The 18,988-nt window shown below is 43.2% G+C and carries 17 protein-coding genes and 1 pseudogene; 3 read left to right on the forward strand and 15 right to left on the reverse strand.

The features are described from left to right. Window positions 1-52 precede the first annotated feature (52 nt). The 5 genes and pseudogenes from AAGG74_RS09780 to AAGG74_RS09800 all read right to left on the reverse strand — a co-directional run bounded on the left by AAGG74_RS09780 (window position 53) and on the right by AAGG74_RS09800 (window position 8,421). Complete coding sequence (locus tag AAGG74_RS09780; RefSeq protein ID WP_429675279.1) at window positions 53-2,038, reverse strand: methyl-accepting chemotaxis protein; 1,986 nt, start codon at window positions 2,036-2,038, stop codon at window positions 53-55. Window positions 2,039-2,155: 117 nt separating this feature from the next. Continuing rightward, window positions 2,156-3,106, reverse strand: a complete 951-nt coding sequence (locus tag AAGG74_RS09785; RefSeq protein WP_419724073.1) for a methyl-accepting chemotaxis protein — start codon at window positions 3,104-3,106, stop codon at window positions 2,156-2,158. After that, a pseudogene (locus tag AAGG74_RS09790) lies at window positions 3,101-4,141 on the reverse strand (cache domain-containing protein); the annotation flags it as partial. The pseudogene AAGG74_RS09790 and the gene AAGG74_RS09785, both read right to left, overlap by 6 nt. Before the next feature lie 121 nt (window positions 4,142-4,262). Next, entirely contained in the window at window positions 4,263-6,254 is a 1,992-nt protein-coding gene (locus AAGG74_RS09795) for a methyl-accepting chemotaxis protein (RefSeq protein ID WP_429675281.1), read from the reverse strand. A 175-nt stretch (window positions 6,255-6,429) separates the two neighbouring features. Beyond that, window positions 6,430-8,421 (reverse strand): HAMP domain-containing methyl-accepting chemotaxis protein, encoded by a 1,992-nt coding sequence (locus AAGG74_RS09800; protein ID WP_225493409.1) that lies wholly within the window; start codon window positions 8,419-8,421, stop codon window positions 6,430-6,432. Between the two features lie 164 nt (window positions 8,422-8,585). On the opposite strand from AAGG74_RS09800, the gene AAGG74_RS09805 reads away from it, so the two are divergent. Continuing rightward, window positions 8,586-9,323, forward strand: coding sequence for a protein-glutamine gamma-glutamyltransferase (locus AAGG74_RS09805; RefSeq protein ID WP_429675284.1), 738 nt, complete (start codon window positions 8,586-8,588; stop codon window positions 9,321-9,323). Between the two features lie 12 nt (window positions 9,324-9,335). On the opposite strand, the gene AAGG74_RS09810 is transcribed toward AAGG74_RS09805, so the two are convergent. The 7 genes from AAGG74_RS09810 to AAGG74_RS09840 all read right to left on the reverse strand — a co-directional run bounded on the left by AAGG74_RS09810 (window position 9,336) and on the right by AAGG74_RS09840 (window position 15,287). Further along, entirely contained in the window at window positions 9,336-9,590 is a 255-nt protein-coding gene (locus AAGG74_RS09810) for a hypothetical protein (protein ID WP_162103352.1), read from the reverse strand. Between the two features lie 24 nt (window positions 9,591-9,614). Next, a complete protein-coding gene (locus AAGG74_RS09815) occupies window positions 9,615-10,646 on the reverse strand; it encodes a nitronate monooxygenase (RefSeq protein ID WP_162103353.1) in 1,032 nt (343 codons plus the stop codon). A gap of 13 nt (window positions 10,647-10,659) precedes the next feature. Beyond that, entirely contained in the window at window positions 10,660-11,058 is a 399-nt protein-coding gene (locus tag AAGG74_RS09820) for a secondary thiamine-phosphate synthase enzyme YjbQ (protein WP_162103354.1), read from the reverse strand. 117 nt (window positions 11,059-11,175) lie between these two features. Continuing rightward, entirely contained in the window at window positions 11,176-12,840 is a 1,665-nt protein-coding gene (locus AAGG74_RS09825) for a glycoside hydrolase family 13 protein (protein ID WP_429675286.1), read from the reverse strand. Window positions 12,841-12,969: 129 nt separating this feature from the next. Beyond that, a complete protein-coding gene (locus AAGG74_RS09830) occupies window positions 12,970-14,262 on the reverse strand; it encodes a hemolysin family protein (RefSeq protein WP_429675288.1) in 1,293 nt (430 codons plus the stop codon). A gap of 43 nt (window positions 14,263-14,305) precedes the next feature. Then, window positions 14,306-14,983, reverse strand: a complete 678-nt coding sequence (locus AAGG74_RS09835) for a zinc metallopeptidase (protein WP_162103357.1) — start codon at window positions 14,981-14,983, stop codon at window positions 14,306-14,308. 43 nt (window positions 14,984-15,026) lie between these two features. Continuing rightward, window positions 15,027-15,287 carry a YuzI family membrane protein gene (locus tag AAGG74_RS09840; protein WP_162103358.1) on the reverse strand — a complete coding sequence of 87 codons (261 nt, stop codon included), beginning with the start codon at window positions 15,285-15,287 and terminating at the stop codon, window positions 15,027-15,029. 48 nt (window positions 15,288-15,335) lie between these two features. On the opposite strand from AAGG74_RS09840, the gene mstX reads away from it, so the two are divergent. Next, entirely contained in the window at window positions 15,336-15,668 is a 333-nt protein-coding gene (mstX, locus tag AAGG74_RS09845; RefSeq protein WP_429675291.1) for a biofilm formation protein MstX, read from the forward strand. Then, complete coding sequence (locus AAGG74_RS09850) at window positions 15,665-16,648, forward strand: potassium channel family protein (protein WP_429675293.1); 984 nt, start codon at window positions 15,665-15,667, stop codon at window positions 16,646-16,648. The genes mstX and AAGG74_RS09850 overlap by 4 nt, the downstream gene beginning before the upstream one ends. Here AAGG74_RS09850 and AAGG74_RS09855 read toward each other — a convergent pair. The 3 genes from AAGG74_RS09855 to AAGG74_RS09865 all read right to left on the reverse strand — a co-directional run bounded on the left by AAGG74_RS09855 (window position 16,645) and on the right by AAGG74_RS09865 (window position 18,892). Further along, window positions 16,645-17,049: a YugN-like family protein gene (locus tag AAGG74_RS09855; protein ID WP_429675295.1), complete on the reverse strand. Its 405-nt coding sequence runs from the start codon at window positions 17,047-17,049 to the stop codon at window positions 16,645-16,647. The genes AAGG74_RS09850 and AAGG74_RS09855 overlap by 4 nt on opposite strands. A gap of 59 nt (window positions 17,050-17,108) precedes the next feature. After that, entirely contained in the window at window positions 17,109-17,474 is a 366-nt protein-coding gene (locus AAGG74_RS09860; RefSeq protein WP_429675297.1) for a hypothetical protein, read from the reverse strand. Window positions 17,475-17,539: 65 nt separating this feature from the next. Continuing rightward, a complete protein-coding gene (locus tag AAGG74_RS09865) occupies window positions 17,540-18,892 on the reverse strand; it encodes a glucose-6-phosphate isomerase (RefSeq protein ID WP_162103363.1) in 1,353 nt (450 codons plus the stop codon). Window positions 18,893-18,988 lie beyond the last annotated feature (96 nt).

Genomic DNA, 18,988 nt, shown 5'->3' on the forward strand with positions numbered 1-18,988 from the left:
TTTAAATAAAAAAGAAAGCAGCAGGATATGCCGCTTTCTTTTTCTATGACAATTATTCAATGATGAATTTCTTAGTAACGTCCTGAAGTTCTTCCGCCATGTTTGCCAGCGTTTCAGCTGAAGAGCTGATTTCTTCCATTGAAGCTAGCTGTTCTTCTGCCGAAGCTGCGATATCTTGAATGCCAGCTGAGCTTTCTTTTGACACTTCAGAAATGTGTTCAACTGCATTTGATACTTCCTGTGATCCCGCTGACAGCTGTTCAACGGTTGCGTTCATGTTTTGCAATTCACCGGAAATTTGAGTGGTCATCTCATAGATTTTCTTAAAGCTTTCCGCAGTTTGGTCAGTAATCTGCAAGCCTTCCTTCACTTCATGATTCACAGATTGGAACATTGAAAGCGATGTGCTGATTTCTCTGACAATCTCTTGAATCAACCCTTCAATTTCCTTAGCAGAGTCTGCTGATTGTACGGCGAGTTTTCTGACCTCTTCTGCAACTACTGAGAAGCCTCTACCGTATTCCCCTGCTCTTGCTGCCTCAATCGCAGCGTTTAAGGCCAGCAGGTTGGTTTGATCTGCAATGCCGTTAATCACATTTAAAATGCTTGTAATGTCTTGAGATTTTGTTTCAAGTCCCTTCACAACAGCCTCTGCTTTTTGAACAGATTGGTCGATTGTTTTCATTTGACCGACTGTGTGTTCCACCAGTTTTTCCCCGCTGCCCGCTGCCTCAGAGGACTGGATTGATGACTTCGTAATGGTTGAAGAGGCCTGAGCCACTGTTGTAATCCCATGGTTCATTTGAGAAAGATGGTTTGAGCTTGTCTCCAGTTTCTCGCTTTGCGCCTCGTTGCCATTTGAGAATTGTTCAATAGCGAGCGTAATGTGCTCAGTCGCTTTACTCGTTTGGGCTGCGCTTGCCGTCAGCTCTTCAGAAGATGACGCCACATTTTCTACAGACGTTTGGATAACGCCAATGACTGAACGCAATGAGGCAGACATTTCGTTAAAGCTTTCGCCAAGCTGGCCAAGCTCGTTTTTCGAGTGGATGTCAACAACTTCTGTGAGATCTCCGTCGCTGATTTTTGCGGACGTTGAAACCAGTTTTCTTAACGGCTTAGTAATAGCACTAATGATAAAGAGAATAAGTATACCGCCAAGCACAATTGACACGCATAGAATGATAATTGCTGTATTCCATACTGGTCTTGACGCGTCTTCCAATTCACTAATAAAATATGTGCCCGCAATTTTCCAGCCTGTCAATTTATTTGTTGTGTAGGCCATTTTCTTTTCTTTGCCTTCAAACGTATATTCTAATGAGCCTTTTTCTTTGGAGTACACTTCGTTTGTCCAAGCGCCGGTACCTGTCGTTCCAGGCTTAATCGTCGGATGGGCAACGTATTTTTTGCTGCCTGTTGTAATAAATGCGAAGCCTTCTTTGCCGATTTTGATTCTTTGTGAAGCCGCAAGCACTTCATCAAGGTTTAAATCAATTGCTACAACTCCTGAACCGTCTTTTAGCTGTTCAGAAATCGTGATAACTGTTTTATTTGTTGTCACATCAGTGTACGGTTCTGAAAAAACAGCTGTTCCGCTTTTATTTGCTGCATCCTTAAACCAATCGCGCCCTGTCGGATCATAGTTTTTTGGATTATTCGTTTTTGGATACTGGGACAGTTTCTTATCGTTTGATGCAACGTAAATAGACGCTACATCGGCATTCAGCTCAGTATACTGCTTAAACTTCTCATCCAACAACGTTTTGTTTTTTCCTTGTAAATCAGCTTTATCGAGTGACTCGCTGTAATAATTAAGTGCTTTTACTTTATTATTCAATTTATTTTGCAGGGTGCTGTTTAGTTCTTCAACATTTCCCATTGCACTGTTCGTAAGTTCCCTATCCAGTGCGTTCCACGCTGAATGATAGCTGAAATATGCTAAAACACCGACCGGCAAAATAAGCACTGCCAGAAACGCAGCGATAAGCGGTTTGCTGATCGATGGCTTTTTAATCCACTTTATAAATTTTTCCATTTCCGCTGATTCCTCCTTTAAGCTAAATCTAATATCGTCACACTAGGATAAAAGTTTTAATAAAAAAACTAAAAAAAACACCTAAGTGTACAACACTTAGGTGTTTTGACTTACTTATTATTCGATTTTGAATCGTTTTGTCATATCGCGAAGCTCTTCCGCCATAGACGAAAGGGTTTCTGCTGACGAGCTGATTTCTTCCATAGAAGCAAGCTGCTCTTCGGCTGATGCTGCGATATCTTGTATATGAGCTGAGCTTTCTTTTGAAATTGATGCAATGTGCTCGGATGCTCCTGAAACTTCCTCGGAGCTTGCAGAAAGCTGCTGAACCGTCGCGCCCATGTTTTGCAATTCGTCAGCCATCTGGTCCGTCATTTCAGAAATTCGTTTAAAGCTCATTTCTGTTTTATCTGTGATGTCAAGGCCTGTCTGTACCTCTTGGTTGACAGACTGGAACATGCCAAGAGATGTATTGATTTCTTTCACAATTTCGATGATTAATCCTTCAATCTCTTTTGCCGAATCTGCTGACTGAACGGCCAGTTTTCTCACTTCTTCCGCTACAACGGAGAAGCCGCGGCCGTACTCGCCTGCGCGAGCTGCTTCAATCGCCGCGTTTAAGGCCAGCAGGTTCGTTTGGTCTGCGATACCGTTAATCACACGCAAAATGTTTGTAATGTCTTTCGACTTCGTTTCCAATCCGCGTACGACATGCTCTGCTTCTTTAACAGACTTGTCAATAACGTTCATTTGGCCCACGGTTTGATTAACAAGCTTGCCGCCTTCACTTGCAATTTCTGTAGATTGAACAGATGAATCTGTGATGACTTCAGACGCTTGCGCCATATTCGTCAATCCGTCATTCATTTGATAGATGTGCTCTACAGCAGTTTCAATGTTTTCGTTTTGTTTTTCATTATTGTTAGAGAATTGTTCAATTGCCAATGTAATGTGCTCAGTTGCCTTGCTTGTTTGTCCAGCTGATGCGGTCAGCTCCTCAGAGGAAGCCGCGACATTGTCTACCGAATCCTGAATCGCGTGTATGAGAGAACGAAGTGACGACGCCATATTATTAAAACTATTGCCGAGTTCGCCCAGTTCATCTTTTGAACGGATCTCAATGGTTTCTGTCAAATCTCCCTCGCTGATCCGCTTAGAAGAACCGACTAGCTGTTTCAGCGGCAGTGTAATGGAACGAATGATGAATGTCACGACGATGATTCCAATAATAATGGCAGCTGCCAGCACAATTAAAGCGAGATGCAGGACAGGCTGCGCAGCATCGTGTATTTCATCCAATGACATCGTTCCGGCAATTTTCCACCCTGTTAACTTGTTTGTGGCAAAGGCCATTTTTTTACTTTCGCCATCTAAATCGTATTGAAAATCACCTTCATCCGTATTTAGCATCTGATCGACTGCGCCTTTTAATTCAGTTCCTGAGGCTTTCTCAGGATGGCTGACAACTTTTTTGTCCTTCGTCATGATAAAAGCATAGCCTTGTTTGCCGATGTTTACTTTTTTCGTGATGTTCAGCAGGTTTTCAATCGTCATGTTGATGGCGATAACGCCTGAGCCATCTTTTGTCTGCTGGGCGATTGTCACAACCATTGTATTGGTAGACGCGGTTTTATACGGGTCTGTCACCACAATTTCTCCTTTATTCGCAACCGCTTTTGTGTACCAGTCACGTTCAACCGGATTATAATCGCTCGGCATTTGAAGATCAGGATAACGGGTGAAGCGCCCGTTTTGGTCACTTGTATAAATGGATTCTACATCTTTATTAATGCTGATATATTGTGAGAATTTTTCTTTAATGCCCGCATTGCTTTTTGCATTGTATTTTTCTTTTGTCAGCCATTCACTGAAGTAAGCGGCGCCCTCTTCTTTTTCACCAATGCTCGTATTAATAATTTCGTTTAATTGCTTTACATTTCCTGATGCGCTCCCCATCATTTGTTTGTCGAGAGAGCTGCTTGCCGATTGATACGCAATGGCCGCCAATACGACAACCGGTATGATAAGGATCGCCAGAAAGGAAACGAGAAGCTTCCGTGAAATAGATCTTTGTTTTATGAGCTGGAGTATTTTTTTCATCATTCATTTCCCCTTTTTTATGCTACTTTTCATATCGGCACGATATAGGTAAATGTATACACCAAAAAAAGAAAAATGAATAGAAATGACTAATTACTCACAAAAATGTAGTTATTTAGACCTATTAAGCATCCACTTTAAATCGTTTTGTCAAATCACGGAGTTCTTCAGACATTCTTTCAAGCATCTGTGCTGATGAGCTGATCTCCTCCATTGACGCCAGCTGTTCCTCTGCAGAAGCGGCGATATCCTGGATGCCGTCCGAACTTTCTTTAGAAATGGCAGTAATATCGTTTGAAGCAGCAGAAATTTCTTGAGCACCCGCTGAGAGCTCCTCAACCGTTGCATTCATGTTTTGCAAAGTTGACGCAATTTCTTTAGTCATGTGCGAAATATCTTTGAAGCTTTGTTGTGTTTCATCCGTCATGACAAGCCCTGTTTCAACTTCTTTATTTACAGACTGGAGCACGTTCAATGATGTATGAATTTCTTTCACAATATCGCTTATCAGTGATTCAATTTCTTTTGCCGAGTCAGCTGACTGTACCGCAAGTTTCCTCACTTCCTCAGCGACGACCGAGAAGCCCCGTCCGTATTCCCCGGCTCTTGCGGCTTCAATAGCGGCGTTTAAAGCTAAAAGATTGGTTTGATCCGCAATGCCGTTAATGACTCGTAAAATATTGGCGATATCCTTTGATTTGATTTCCAGCCCTTTCACCACTAACTCCGCTTCTTTCACAGAGTGGTCAATCGTATTCATTTGGCCGGCTGTTTTCTGGACGAGTGTCTCACCCTTGTTTGATAGTTCAGTTGAGTCTGCGGATGTTTCTGTAATCACCACGGCAGCCTGCGCCAGTTCAGCCAATCCATCGTTCATTTCATTGATTTGTTCGGTTGTCGTTTCAATTTTGCCGCTCTGGCTTTCAGTGCCGTTTGAAAATTGCTCAATGGCAGTCGTTATATGCTCCGTGGCTCTGCTTGTCTGGTCTGCGGATGCAGTCAGCTCTTCGGATGATGAAGCAACGTGTTCTACTGAGTCTTTAATGCCGTTAATGAGTGAGCGAAGCGATTGGGCCATATGATTAAAGCTCTGGCTCAGAACACCTAGTTCATCTTTTGAGTTGATTTCAATCGTTTCGGTTAAATCGCCTTCACTGATTTTTTCAGCTGACGCGACAATGCGTGTTAATGGTTTTGTAATCGATCGAATCACAAAATAAATGGCTGTAATTCCACCTGCGATGGCAATCGCCAAAACGATTGAAGCCATTGTCAGAACTCTGCTCGCGGCATCGTGAATCTCGTCCGCATACAGTGTGCCGCTGATTTTCCAGCCTGTTGCTTCACTTGTGGCAAATGCCATTTTCTTCTTTTTGCCTTCGTACGTGTATTCAAAATCGCCGCTTTTATTTTTGTAGAGCTTATCAACCCAGTCCCCTTTTAGCTCTGTTCCCGCTTTTTCACCAGAGAAAGCGATGACTTTCTTGTTTTGGCTTAAGATAAAAGCATAGCCTTCTTTTCCAATATTGATTTTTTTCGCTGTTGTGACCAGGTCGTCAATTTTCATATCAACGGCAACAACGCCTGATCCATCAACCGTCTGCCGGGCGAGGGTGACGACCATTTTCCCTGAAGAAACCGATTCATAGGGTTCAGTAATAATTGTTTTGTCTTTATTGGCCATTGCTTCTTTGTACCAATCTCGTTCCAAAGGATTAAAGTCACCACTCGGCATTTCCGAGTATGGAAAATATGTGAGTGCCCCGTCTTTGCTGCTGGAAAACACCGCAGCAACATTATCATTCATTTGGATAAATTGTTTAAATTCCTTTTTCATCTCTGTTTTCTGTTTATCCTTAAATTTATCTGCTGTGGCCCAATCACTGAAAAATACGAGGCTTTTTTCAGTGGTGCTGATTTTATCATCAATGATACGGTCTAATATTTGAACGTTTTCCTTTGCGCTTTGCGTCATCTGAATATCTAGAGAAGCAACTGCTGATTGATAAGCGCTTACCGAAAGGACGGCAATCGGAATAAGTAAGATTAGCAGAAAAGAAATTATTAGTCTCCTTGCAATTGATGGTCTGCGAATCGTAGTAAGTGTTTTTTTCATTTCTTTTTGAACCTTCTTTCAATCATTTACAAATTATATCGGATAAAATTCCTTTATATTACATTGAAAATGAAGGAAAAAACGAAAAATGGTTCTAAATTCACCTTAAAAAAGTAGGACTTTATTATTATTTTCCACATAAAAAAACAGCGCTTTAAGAAGCGCTGTTTCTGTTTTATTCGATTTTAAACTGTTTTGTCAGATCACGAAGCTCTTCTGCCATCTGCTCGAGAGTGGTCGCTGATGAACTGATTTCTTCCATCGAGGCAAGCTGCTCTTCAGCTGATGCAGCAATGTCTTGGATGCTTGCCGCGCTTTCTCTCGACACATCAGCTATGCCGCTGACTGCTGAGGAAACATGCTGTGAACGGTCTGACAGCTGTTCAACAGTGGCATTCATCGTCTGCAATTTGCCCGCGATTTCGTTTGTCATGCTGAAAATACTTTGGAAGCTTTCTTTTGTATGATCTGTGACTACAAGCCCTGACTGTACTTCCTGGTTGACTGCTTTAAACATATGAAGAGAAGTTTCAATTTCTGCTACGATTTCTTGAATTAGCTTTTCAATTTCTTTTGCTGAATCAGCAGATTGAACAGCCAAGTTGCGCACTTCTTCCGCTACCACAGAGAAGCCGCGGCCTGATTCTCCGGCTCGCGCCGCTTCAATCGCTGCATTTAACGCCAGCAGGTTTGTTTGGTCAGCAATTCCGTTGATGACTCTCAAAATGCTTGTAATGTCTTTCGATTTTCCTTCCAAGCCTTTGACTACAGCTTCAGCTTGCTGAACGGATTGATTAATCGAGTTCATTTGTCCGACTGTCTCCTGTACAAACTTTTCACCCGTTCCGGCGATTTCCGTTGATTGGATAGACGCCTTTGTAATATCTGATGATGTTTGTGAAACTTGCTGAAGCCCTTCATTCATTAAGTTCAGCTGATGAGAGCTGGAATCAACCTTTTCGCTCTGCTCCTCGTTCCCGTTTGAGAACTGCTCAATCGCCATCGTGATGTGCTCAGTAGCTTTGCTTGTCTGTCCGGCAGATGCGGTAAGCTGTTCGGATGAGGCAGCCACATTGTTCACCGAGTCCTGAATCGTGCTGATCAGGGTGCGGAGAGATTGTCCCATTTCATTGAAGCTTTCCCCTAACTCTCCAAGCTCATCCTTCGAACGAATATCGATCGTTTCAGTCAGGTCCCCCCTGCTGATTGTTTTCGAGGAGTGAACGAGACGTTTTAACGGTTTTGTAATGGAGCGAACGATAAATAGAATTAATACTCCGCCTACCGCAATCGAAGCAATCAGCACAATGATCCCTGTTATTAACACAGACTTTGAAGCATCTTTGATTTCACTCGTATACATTGTGCCGGCTATTTTCCATCCCGTCAGTTCATTTGTTGTATATGTCATCTTTTTATTTTGGTTATCTGAAGATGTGTATTGGAGTTTACCGCTATCATCGGCATACATTTTGGCAACCCAGTCGCCTGACAGCTTTTCTCCAGCTTTATGGCTCTTGTGGGCAACATAGGTTTTGTTTTTCGTTGCAATGAAAGCATAGCCTTCTTTTCCGACCTTGATTTGTTTCATCTGTTCCAACAATTTATCAATGGTAATATCCATGGCGACAACGCCAGATCCGTCCTTCATCTGCTGGGCAATGGTAATGACCGTGCTTCCGTCACTTGCTGCAACGTAAGGATCTGTCACTACAATCTCACCGCCGGCCTTGACCGCATCTTGATACCAAGGGCGCTGTCTTGGATCGTATCCGTCAGGCAATTGTTCTTTCGGCGCTTGTACATAGGCGCCGTTTTCTGAACCTCCGTATATTCTGGCTACTCCTTGATTGATCGAGACATATTGTGAAAACTTGGTCTTGAGCTCTTCTTGGTTAGACTTCCCTTTAAACACAGAGCTTTTAAGAGATTCACTGAAAAAAGTGACCGCTTTTGCTTTTGCTCCCAAATCATTTGTAACGGTTGTATTAAATGAATCGACACTGTTTTTCGCACTTCCCATTATTTCTTGTTCCAGCTTTCCGCTGGCGCTTCGGTAAGAACTAATTTCTAATATAATAATAGGGATGATGAGGATCGCAATAAAAGCGACGATTAATTTCCTTGAAATAGACGGTTTTTTCAGCCAATTGATAAAAGTCTTCATGTCCAGTTTCTCCTTAGGGTTTGATACAGTATATATCGGCTTCTTAAAGTAGTTTTAAAATGGAAAAATGGAACAAGTTCTTTTTCTTTCGGCCGTCATCTGTCTTTTTAACTTTCATTGCCCAAGCCCTCTGCATATCTTATAAAAAACAAGGGGGGCTAAAGATGATTATTATATCCGGACAATTGCTCCGTCCCCAAGATGTTAAAAACTGGCAGATTGATAAAAATTTGAATCCGCTGTTAAAAGAGATGATGGAGACACCCGTTCAGTTTGATTATCATTCAATTGCTGAACTGATGTTTGAGCTGAACCTGCGGATGAATATCGTTACAGCGGCAAAGAAGCTGCACAAAAGCGGAGCGAAGTTTGCTACTTTTATGAAAACATATGGGAATACAACTTATTGGAGGGTTTCACCGGAAGGCGCCTTGGAGCTGAAATATAAAATGCCGCCATCAAAAGCGATTCGGGACATTGCAGAAAACGGTCCGTTTTATGCGTTTGAATGTGCGACTGCAATCGTTATCATTTATTACTTAGCCTTAATTGATACAATCGGGGAAGATCAATTCAATGCCAGCTTTGAAAGAATCATATTATATGACTGGCATTATGAGAAATTGCCGATATATACAGAAACAGGACAGCACTTTTTCCTTGGAGATTGTTTGTATTTTAAGAATCCTGACTTTGATCCGCAAAAAGCACAGTGGAGAGGCGAAAATGTTATTTTACTCGGAGAAAATCAATATTTTGCCCATGGTCTCGGGATCTTAAGCGGACAGCAAATTATCGATAGGCTGAATTCTTTTAGAAGAAACGGAGCCGTACAAAAAGCTTATCTTCTGCCCCAGGCGACCAGACTGGATGTTCCGTCTCTTTACCGAATCGTCCGCTAAAAACCCCATCGCCTATTGTTGAGATGATGGGGTTTCAAACGCTTTTCGTTTTCGATAAAAAGGGGCTGTGCCAAAATACTGGTTTGCAGCCCATTCCATTTTTTCAAGGTCATTTCTTGTCACGATTGGATCCAGGCTGCTCCATTTAATAAAGCGGATAAAATAGTAGCCTTTTATAGGAGCCATTGTAACTTTTGAGTGAGGCCAGCCTTCAAATACAAACTCAATCTTCCCTCTTTTTTTATAAGAATATTGAAGAATGTTCATCATCTGTCACCTCTTTTTTTCAAGTTACGTTCGGCAAAGCTCTGCCAACAGCGTCTTCACATCAATAGGTCCGTTCAGCATTCCGACAGATTGTCCCGCCCACAGGGACATGCGGCCGGAATCTTTTTCTTTGGCAGCGTGCTTTCTCATCGGTTTTGTCAGCGTGTTTTGCAATGGATATGGAAGCGCGTTCACCTCCTCAGCCTGCTGCTCTTTCATCCATTGATTAACTATACCCCTCGCAGGCTTTCCTGAAAACAATGCAGTAAGGCGTGTGTCTGTTCCTTTTGCCTGTTTTAATTCATGTCTGTATGTTTCAGAGGCTTCACATTCCTCACACAGGAGAAAAGGTGTTCCGACCTGCACGCCTTGGGCCCCAAGACAATGAGCGGCTTGAACGCCGCGCCGGTCGGCAATTCCGCCAGCCGCGATCACCGGAACGGAAACAGCATCTGCCGCTTGGGGAATGAGCGACATGAGGCCAAGCGCGGATTCTCCGCTGACCGGGAGAAAAGATCCGCGGTGGCCGCCCGCTTCGCTTCCTTGCAGGACGATTATGTCCATCCCGCGTTCTTCAAGCAGGACGGCTTCCTGCGGAGTTGTAGCTGTCCCGATAAGAGAGCAGCCATTTTGCTTTAATGCTTGAATGCTTTCATCCGGCGGAATGCCAAACGTAAATGAACAGGCTTTTACATTGTGTTTAAGAATGATGTTCATTTTTTTATGGAAGTCCTCCCACTCTTCTTCCTCCGAAGAAAATGGCGGAGCCTGTTCGGCGAATGGAATTTTGCTTTTCCACCTTTGAACGCTGTCCTCCTCCGGTTCCTTTCTGCTTTCCGGAACAAACACATTCACCTGAAATACTCGATCAGTCAGCTGCGGCATCTCACTGATTTGCTTTTCAAGCATGTCCGGATTGAGATATCCCGATGCCAGACTTCCAAGCGCGCCTTCATTTGACACAGCGGCTGCCAGGCCAGGCGTGACAAGCCCGCCGGCCATCGGCGCCTGAATAACAGGTTTCGTCAGTGATAATGTTTTCATCCATTTCGTCATGAAAAACCTCCTGCTATTCCATGATTTTGATATAGCATGTCCGAGTGCGCGGGCCGTCAAATTCGCAGAAATAAATGCCCTGCCACGTTCCAAGAATGAGCCGGCCGTTATCAATGATGACATGCTGTGAAGCTCCCACTGTACTCGACTTCATATGCGCAGCTGTATTGCCCTCCATATGGCGGTCAAGCTCGTGTTCCCACGGATACACTTCATCAAACCTTCTAAGCATATCTTTTTTGACGTCGGGATCGGCGTTTTCATTAATGGTAATCCCCGCAGTTGTATGCGGACAGTAAATCAGCGCCGCACCGCTTGTTACACCTGTTTCTTGAAGAAAGGCCTCCACTTCGCTCGTGATTTCAATCATTTCATCTCGTTTGTTCGTGTTGATTTGAAGTGTTTTCAGCATTTGTTTCTCCTTTCATTTGTCTGCTCTATTTGCTATTTCGTTCTGTGTTCTTTTTTTCCTGTTAAACCGCTCTCATAAACCTGAAAAAAATGAAAAACTCCAGTCTCTGGCTGGAGTTTAGTGCCATACATATACTCTTGCTTCATACGGCTGTAACAGTGCTGATGTCATATGCTGATGCTGGTCTGTTTCAACATTTGACAATACAAGTGCGTCTGATGACAACGGTATTCCGGCGTGTTTGAAAAAGGCGGGCATTCCTGTCAGGTTGGCCGCAATCAGTGCAGTATGGCTCTCGCCTTTCCGAAGATAGGCAAAGATTTGCTGATCCTCAGGTAAGATGAGCTCATATGTCCCGTAGATAAACACATCATATGTTTGACGCAGCTTGATCAAGCTTTTGTAATAATGGCGGACAGATGTTCGGTCGTTTGTTTGCGCCTCGGCATTCAGCCATTTGTAGTTCTCATTGATCCCGATCCACGGTTTGGCTTCAGAAAACCCGGCGTATGGATCAGCATTCCATTGCATTGGCGTTCGGGAATTGTCCCTCCCTTTTTTCCAGATAATCTTCATTACATCCTCGTGCGAAGCGCCTTTCGCCGTTTCTCTTTCATACATCCGTTTCATGGCGACATCATCATAGTCCTCAATAGACGGAAACGCCACGTTTGTCATGCCGAGCTCCTGTCCTTGATAAATAAACGGTGTGCCTTTCATGAGGAAATAGACAGCAGCAAGCGCTTTTGCACTTTCCTTCATGTATACTTCGTCATCTCCCCACACAGAAACTGAACGAGGCTGGTCGTGATTTTCCATAAACAAAGCATTCCAGCCGATTCCCTCAAGACTGTCCTGCCAGTCAGTTAACACTCGTTTAAAGGAAACGATATCAATGTTTTCATTGACCTCTACATCCCACAGGCCGAGATGCTCAAATTGAAAAATCATGCTGAAAATGCCGTTTTTTTCTCCAGCCCAATCTGCCGCCTCCTTTGCAGTGACACCGTTTGCTTCACCGACTGTCATAATCGGATAGCGGGAAAATGTATTTTTTTTCAGCTCTGTCAGCAAATCCATTATGCCGTCAATATTCATATGATAGAGAAAGGAAGGAACATAGTTCAGCCCTTTTGGATTAGGCATATCGGGAAGCCCTTCTTTTTTCTTAATATGAGTAATCGCATCCACTCGAAAACCGTCAATTCCTTTATCAAGCCACCAATTGATCATGTCATAGATGGCATTTCTCACTTTTTTATTTTCCCAATTCAAATCAGGCTGTTTTTGATCAAAAAGATGAAGATAGTATTGGTTTGTCTTTTGATCGCACTTCCATGCCGGCCCGCCGAAAATGCTTTCCCAATTGTTCGGCGCGTTTCCGTTTTTGCCATCCTGCCAAATATACCAGTCGCGTTTGTCGGAGTGGATAGATGAACGGGATTCGATGAACCATGGATGCTCGTCGCTTGTATGGTTCACAACAAGGTCCATAATCAGCTTCATGCCCAGCTCATGAATGTCATCAAGCAGCTGGTCAAAGTCCGCCATGGTTCCGAAATCGCTCAATATGTTTTCGTAATCCCTAATGTCATAGCCGTTATCCGCGTTGGGTGAATCGTATATAGGGCATATCCAGATAACATCAGCGCCCAGCTCTTTTATGTAATCAAGCTTGGATCTTATGCCTTGAATATCCCCGATTCCGTCGCCATTTGAATCTTTAAAGCTGCGCGGGTAAATTTGGTAGACAACCGATTCCTTCCACCAAGCCTTTTTCATACAGCTACTCCCTCCTCAGTGTCAGTGTGCGGTCTGTATATCTTATGTAGAAAAAAGGCGTAACAGCATTGCTTTTTTTGAAAAACCAGAAGACGTCAAAAAACAGCCGTTCAAAATGCCGGCTGTTTTTTATAAAAAGTCGGTTTTTTTTATTTCTATAAAACGAATGTGATGATCTTCGACGTCGAGGATTTTAAATTCACAGCCCTCCGCGTATATCACATCTCCTGCTTCCAGCTCCATTTTTTGCGTTAGAAGCCAGCCTGCAATTGTATCAATTTCTTCGTTTTCAATGGCAATATCGAGCAGATCGTTTACCTCATCAATAAGCGCTTTTCCATCCATAACATAATGGTGCTCGCCTTTTTTCAAAATATGCGGCGTTTCATCCTGGTCGTATTCATCGCGGATTTCCCCGACGATTTCTTCAATAATATCTTCAACAGTGACAAGTCCTGCCGTTCCCCCGTACTCATCTACGAGAATGGCCATGTGAATCCGTTCTTTCTGCATGCGGATCAAAAGCTGCTGAACAGGAATGCTTTCAATGACCCTGATGACAGGCCTCATGATCTGCTCCAAATTAATTGACTGTCCGAGAAAATAAGCTTTAAACATATCCTTGCTGTTGATGATCCCTAAAATATGATCCTTGTCTTCTTTAATGACAGGATAACGTGTATACCGTTCATTAATGATATGATGGATCGCTTCTTCCAGCGACTGCTCCAGAGAGATGATCGCCATTTCTGTCCGCGGAATCATAATCTCTCTTGCTACCCGGTTATCGAATTCAAAAATCTTATTCACATAGCGGAATTCAGACTGATTAATTTCTCCCTTTTCATAGCTTTCTGAAAGAATCAGCCTCAGTTCCTCTTCACTGATGACGACCTCGTGCTCCTTTACTGAATGAAAGCCAAACAATTTGACAAGAAAACTTGCAGAGCCGTTCAATGCCTTAATAAATGGATACGTAATTTTATAAAACCAAATCAGCGGCTTTGCGATCCACAAACTGACAGCTTCAGCCTTTTGGATCGAAACGGTTTTTGGGGCAAGCTCACCCATCACCACATGCAAAAAAGTGACGATGATAAATGCAACTATAAATGTGACAATGTGGTTAAACGGTTCCGGAATACCTGTCATTGTAAATAAAGGATGAAGAATGCGTTCAAATGTCGGTTCCCCCAGCCACCCAAGGCCGAGAGCAGTAATTGTAATCCCAAGCTGGCATGCTGATAAATATTCGTCAAGATTAGAGATGACTTTATGTGCGGCAAGCGCCCGGCTGTCACCGCTTTCGATGAGCTGATTGATTTTTGAACCTCTGATTTTGACGATCGCAAATTCTGCTGCAACAAAAACAGCCGTAATGCCAATCAAAACAAAAATGGCGATCAATTGTAATATAAGCAAAAAAAGCCCTTACCATAAATGGTAAGGGGCCACCTCCTCAACGTTAATTCTCATTACGACCGTTTAAGAAGATCATCACAAAGCGCAGAAGCTCAAACAGGGAAACCAGGGCGGCGGCCACATACGTTAAGGCGGCTGCGCTCAGCACTTTATTTACCCCATTTTCTTCATTGTTTCGGATGAATCCTTCTGACACAATAATCTGCTTCGCTCGTGAACTTGCATTGAATTCAACAGGCAATGTAATCAGCTGGAAAAAGACAGCGGCTGAAAACAGGATGATGCCGAGCCCAATCAAATTCAGGCTGCCGAGAAGCATGCCTCCTAGGAAAAGCAAGGGAGCTACACCGGATGCAAAATTCACGACTGGGAAGATTTTATGTCTCAGCACAAGCGCACCATATGATTCCTGATGCTGCAAAGCATGTCCGACTTCATGGGAAGCTACGGATATGGCGGAGATCGAGCGGCCGTAATAGACCGGCTCAGATAAACGCACCACCCGTGTTGTCGGGTCGTAATGGTCTGTTAAAGTGCCTCTTACCGGTTCGACCGGCACGTCGTAAAGACCGTTTATATCTAAAATCCGTCTTGCCGTTTCTGCCCCTGTACGTCCGCTTGAGGCTTCCACTTTTGAATATTTTTCAAAGTTGCTCTTCACTTTAAATTGTGCCCAAAACGACAATCCCAATGCGGCTATTGTTAAAAATATAAACAGCATTTTTCATCATCCTTTTCCATGATCATATCTTTGTTTATTACGATTATTTTAATGAGTTTTCTTTCTCGTGTACAGAAATGCGCTTCTTCCGGCTCGGAGCACACATTCCACCCAGCAGAAAAAGCAATCCTGCTAAAAATAGATAAAAGGAAAAGCTGCCAGTCAGCCCTTTCAAAAAACGAAGCCAGGAAAAGCTGCCGGAAAAGTGATTATATGAATTCAAATCGAAAATAAACAAAATGACCGCGGATGCCGCCAGCTGCGTACCGATCAAAACCACGATCGTCCTTTGCATGATCGTCATCTTTTTTTTCATCCTTTTTGTTTTAGTCTATGGAGAATTCCGTTTTATATGATTTGTGTATTATTTGAAAAACATCATCGGAAGTGGGACATACTGTTAGAAAAAAGCACAGGTGTGATAGAAGCCATGAAAGTGACGAGTGAGGAAAAGGAACAGCTAAGCACCGCAATCGACCGGATGAATGAAGGCCTGGACACGTTTATCCAGCTTTATAATGAATCGGAAATCGATGAACCGCTAATCCAGCTTGATGATGATACCGCTGATTTAATGAAGCAGGCCCGAGGTATGTACGGCCAGGAAAAGCTAAACGAGAAATTAAACACGATTATTAAACAGATTTTATCGATCTCATTATCTGAAGAAGGAGAAAAAGAATGAAATCAAATCGGATATTTATTTCATGGCTCAGGTGGCCGTTATTTATCCGAATCGGAGTTATTATTTTATTTCTGATTCTTTTGTTTGGCCAAATCATTTATATACTTGAGCCAAAACAGTTTACTTCAGTATTTGAGGGCATTTGGTGGGCTATCGTTACAGTTTCGACTGTCGGTTATGGTGATTATGTGCCGCACACGCCGCTGGGACAGGCGGCCGGAATCCTGCTGATTTTGAGCGGAGCAAGCTTTGTCACCGCTTATTTCGCCACATTATCAGCGGCAGTATTCAGCAGACAGCATCGCTACATCGAAGGAAAGGTCGCTTATAAAGGGCGCGGCCACATTATTATCATTGGGTGGAATGAAAAAACAAACCGGCTGCTGAATGACCTGCAGTTTACGGCCCCTTCCAAAACAGTTGTACTAATCGATGAATCGCTAAAAGAAGGCCCGCTGATCGAAAACGTCCATTTCATACGCGGGCATGCTGCCGATGATGAGACACTGAAACGGGCCAATATTACTGAAGCGGAAGCAGTGATGATAACAGCCGATCAGTATAAAAGTGAAGCTGAGGCAGATATGCTGTCAGTGCTGATTCTTTTATCAGTAAAAGGGCTTAACCCTCTTGCTTACTGCATCGTCGAGATTTTGACTGACCGGTTTGTCACTAATGCGGAACGGGCAGGCGCTAATCATATCATCGGAACTTCGGAATTGATCAGCCGGGCGATGCTGCAGCATTACCAAGTCAAATTACGGCCTTCTAAGCAAAATGGGATCAATCTGACACTTGACGAACGCGTGAAGCTTCTTTCTGTTCCTGACAATCTAAGAGGAGCGGCTTACAAAACATGTGTCCTCTATTTCCTTGATCAAAACATAACAATTATCGGCATACTAAAAGAGGAAGGGCCGATGTTTTCCCCTCCTCCTTCATACATGGTGCTCAAAACAGACCAATTCCTAGCGATCTAATGCAGCAGAACATCCTCCAATTCTTTCATCAGAGCAGCGCCGATATCTAAGTACGCCGGATCAATTTCCGCGTCTCGCCTTTCCGGTTCGGAAAATTGATTAAACAGTGATTGAAACGGCCCTCCCTTGGCATCATCGTCAAGACCTGTCTGAAACACTTGTCTCAGCATAAATGGCGTTCCGATTCGGACGGCTGCTCCGCATTCATCAAGACTTCCCTGTACCGCATGGACCGGAACCCTTACAAACAAATAGCCATTTGTGTCATCAATTTTATAATCAAAGTAGCCGTGATCATATTCCCAGCCGCCGTTTATCACATAACCGAGCGGCTTCATTACTTGTTCCAATTCTTGAAACAGAAAAGTCTGCCCATCTATTGCAGAAGGTATTGTAATCATAAACATGCCCCTTTTTCACTTATCCTGTCCTGTCGACCAAGACTTCATTCAGAGGCGAACTACATGGAAATCGTTGTTTCTTTCGTACGGCCGACAAAAAAGAAAGCGCATTCAATTAAAAAGTAAACAGCCAGTGCCGCTGCAAGCCCTGCAGCTGATTCCCCTGAAAGATAAACAACAGCGGCATAGAGTCCTAATTTAGTGAAAAGAGTATGCGATCGTTTTAAATGCAAAATTCGGTGAACCGCATCAGTAAAAAGCGCAAGCGGCAAACCAATAAGGAGAAAGGCGTGGATAAAAAAGGTTGACTGTGTGCCGCTAAAGGTTGAAGAATGCTCTGTGGACACGGCATCGAAGGAGATAAGGATACTTAGAACAGCTGCTGAAAAACCGGCAATCACGAGTTGTTTAACCAATTGTTTCATAAACCATCAGCACCTCTCTGATTTTATAAAAAGCCGACTGGCACAAGCCAGTCAGCTTTCTCACATTAATCTTCCAGACGTTTTTCAAGCTCTGCTTTTTTCTCTTCAAAACCAGGTTTGCCAAGCAAGGCGAACATATTGACTTTATACGCTTCTACTCCAGGCTGGTCAAATGGATTGACGCCAAGGAGATAGCCGCTCATCGCGCAGGCTTTTTCGAAGAAGTATACAAGGTATCCAAAAGTATATGCATTCAGCTCAGGAATGTTAACGATTAAATTCGGAACATTTCCGTCTGTATGGGCAAGCATCGTACCTTGGAATGCTTTTTTGTTAACGAAATCGACCGTTTTTCCAGCTAAATAGTTTAAGCCGTCCAGGTCATTATCGGCTTCTTCGATTGTCAGTTCATGTTTAGGTTTCTCTACGTTCAGCACTGTTTCAAATAAGTCTCTGCGGCCTTCTTGTACATACTGGCCTAATGAATGAAGGTCTGTTGAATAGTTAGCTGAAGAAGGATAAATGCCCTTCTCATCTTTTCCTTCACTTTCTCCAAACAGCTGCTTCCACCATTCTGCAAAGTATTGAAGCGCCGGTTCATAGTTGATGAGCATTTCGATTGTTTTGCCTTTATTATAAAGCGCATTGCGAACAACCGCATATTGGTATGCAGGGTTTTCTTCCAATTCAGATGTTGCAAAATCCTTGCTCGCATCCAGCGCGCCTTTCATCATGTCGTCAATATTGACGCCGCTGACAGCAATCGGCAAGAGGCCAACAGCTGTTAACACAGAATAACGGCCGCCTACATCATCAGGGATAACAAAGGATTCGAAGCCTTCTTCTTTAGACAGCGTTTTTAATGCGCCGCGTTCTTTATCAGTTGTCGCATAAATTCGCGTTTTTGCTTCTTCTTTTCCATATTTCTCTTCAAGAAGCTTACGGAAAATACGGAAAGCAATTGCAGGTTCAGTTGTCGTACCTGATTTAGAAATCACATTAATAGAGAAGTCCACATTTTCAAGAAGATCCATAACATCTTTCATGTAAGATGAACTGATGTTGTTTCCGATGAAAATAACTTGCGGATTGCCGCGCTTTGCTTTTGGCAAAGTGTTGTAAAACGCGTGGTTAAGTGCTTCAATTGCAGCCCGCGCACCGAGGTAAGAGCCCCCAATACCGACGACAAGCAATACATCAGAATCAGATTTGATTTTCTCTGCGCTATTTTTAATCCGCGCAAATTCTTCTTTATCATAATGTTCAGGGAGGTCCACCCAGCCTAGAAAATCGCTGCCCGCGCCTGTTTTTTCATGAATATTATGGTGTGCTGTTTTTACGAAGTCTCGCAAATATGTAAGTTCATGTTCGTTGAAGAAAGTCAATGCTTTTGAGTAGTCAAAGCGTACATGCGTCATTGCTTGTCCCTCCATAACGGTATAATGTTTTCTCTTTCACTTTATATGAACTTATCTGTTAAATCAAGTGAAGAAGAAAGGGCGGAATGACTGGAT

The sequence above is a fragment of the Bacillus mexicanus genome (assembly GCF_050445615.1).
Lineage (GTDB): Bacteria > Bacillota > Bacilli > Bacillales > Bacillaceae > Bacillus > Bacillus mexicanus.

Excerpts from the sequence above, each read along its gene's own strand:
- AAGG74_RS09825 (WP_429675286.1), bottom strand. The coding sequence starts at position 12,840 with ATGAAAAAGGCTTGGTGGAAGGAATCGGTTGTCTACCAAATTTACCCG.
- AAGG74_RS09860 (WP_429675297.1), bottom strand. The coding sequence starts at position 17,474 with ATGAAACAATTGGTTAAACAACTCGTGATTGCCGGTTTTTCAGCAGCT.
- mstX (WP_429675291.1), top strand. The coding sequence starts at position 15,336 with ATGATTTGTGTATTATTTGAAAAACATCATCGGAAGTGGGACATACTG.
- AAGG74_RS09865 (WP_162103363.1), bottom strand. The coding sequence starts at position 18,892 with ATGACGCATGTACGCTTTGACTACTCAAAAGCATTGACTTTCTTCAAC.
- AAGG74_RS09835 (WP_162103357.1), bottom strand. The coding sequence starts at position 14,983 with ATGCTGTTTATATTTTTAACAATAGCCGCATTGGGATTGTCGTTTTGG.
- AAGG74_RS09795 (WP_429675281.1), bottom strand. The coding sequence starts at position 6,254 with ATGAAAAAAACACTTACTACGATTCGCAGACCATCAATTGCAAGGAGA.
- AAGG74_RS09855 (WP_429675295.1), bottom strand. The coding sequence starts at position 17,049 with ATGATTACAATACCTTCTGCAATAGATGGGCAGACTTTTCTGTTTCAA.
- AAGG74_RS09785 (WP_419724073.1), bottom strand. The coding sequence starts at position 3,106 with ATGGCGTCGTCACTTCGTTCTCTCATACACGCGATTCAGGATTCGGTA.
- AAGG74_RS09800 (WP_225493409.1), bottom strand. The coding sequence starts at position 8,421 with ATGAAGACTTTTATCAATTGGCTGAAAAAACCGTCTATTTCAAGGAAA.
- AAGG74_RS09815 (WP_162103353.1), bottom strand. The coding sequence starts at position 10,646 with ATGACGAAATGGATGAAAACATTATCACTGACGAAACCTGTTATTCAG.
- AAGG74_RS09820 (WP_162103354.1), bottom strand. The coding sequence starts at position 11,058 with ATGCTGAAAACACTTCAAATCAACACGAACAAACGAGATGAAATGATT.
- AAGG74_RS09805 (WP_429675284.1), top strand. The coding sequence starts at position 8,586 with ATGATTATTATATCCGGACAATTGCTCCGTCCCCAAGATGTTAAAAAC.
- AAGG74_RS09780 (WP_429675279.1), bottom strand. The coding sequence starts at position 2,038 with ATGGAAAAATTTATAAAGTGGATTAAAAAGCCATCGATCAGCAAACCG.
- AAGG74_RS09840 (WP_162103358.1), bottom strand. The coding sequence starts at position 15,287 with ATGACGATCATGCAAAGGACGATCGTGGTTTTGATCGGTACGCAGCTG.
- AAGG74_RS09850 (WP_429675293.1), top strand. The coding sequence starts at position 15,665 with ATGAAATCAAATCGGATATTTATTTCATGGCTCAGGTGGCCGTTATTT.
- AAGG74_RS09810 (WP_162103352.1), bottom strand. The coding sequence starts at position 9,590 with ATGAACATTCTTCAATATTCTTATAAAAAAAGAGGGAAGATTGAGTTT.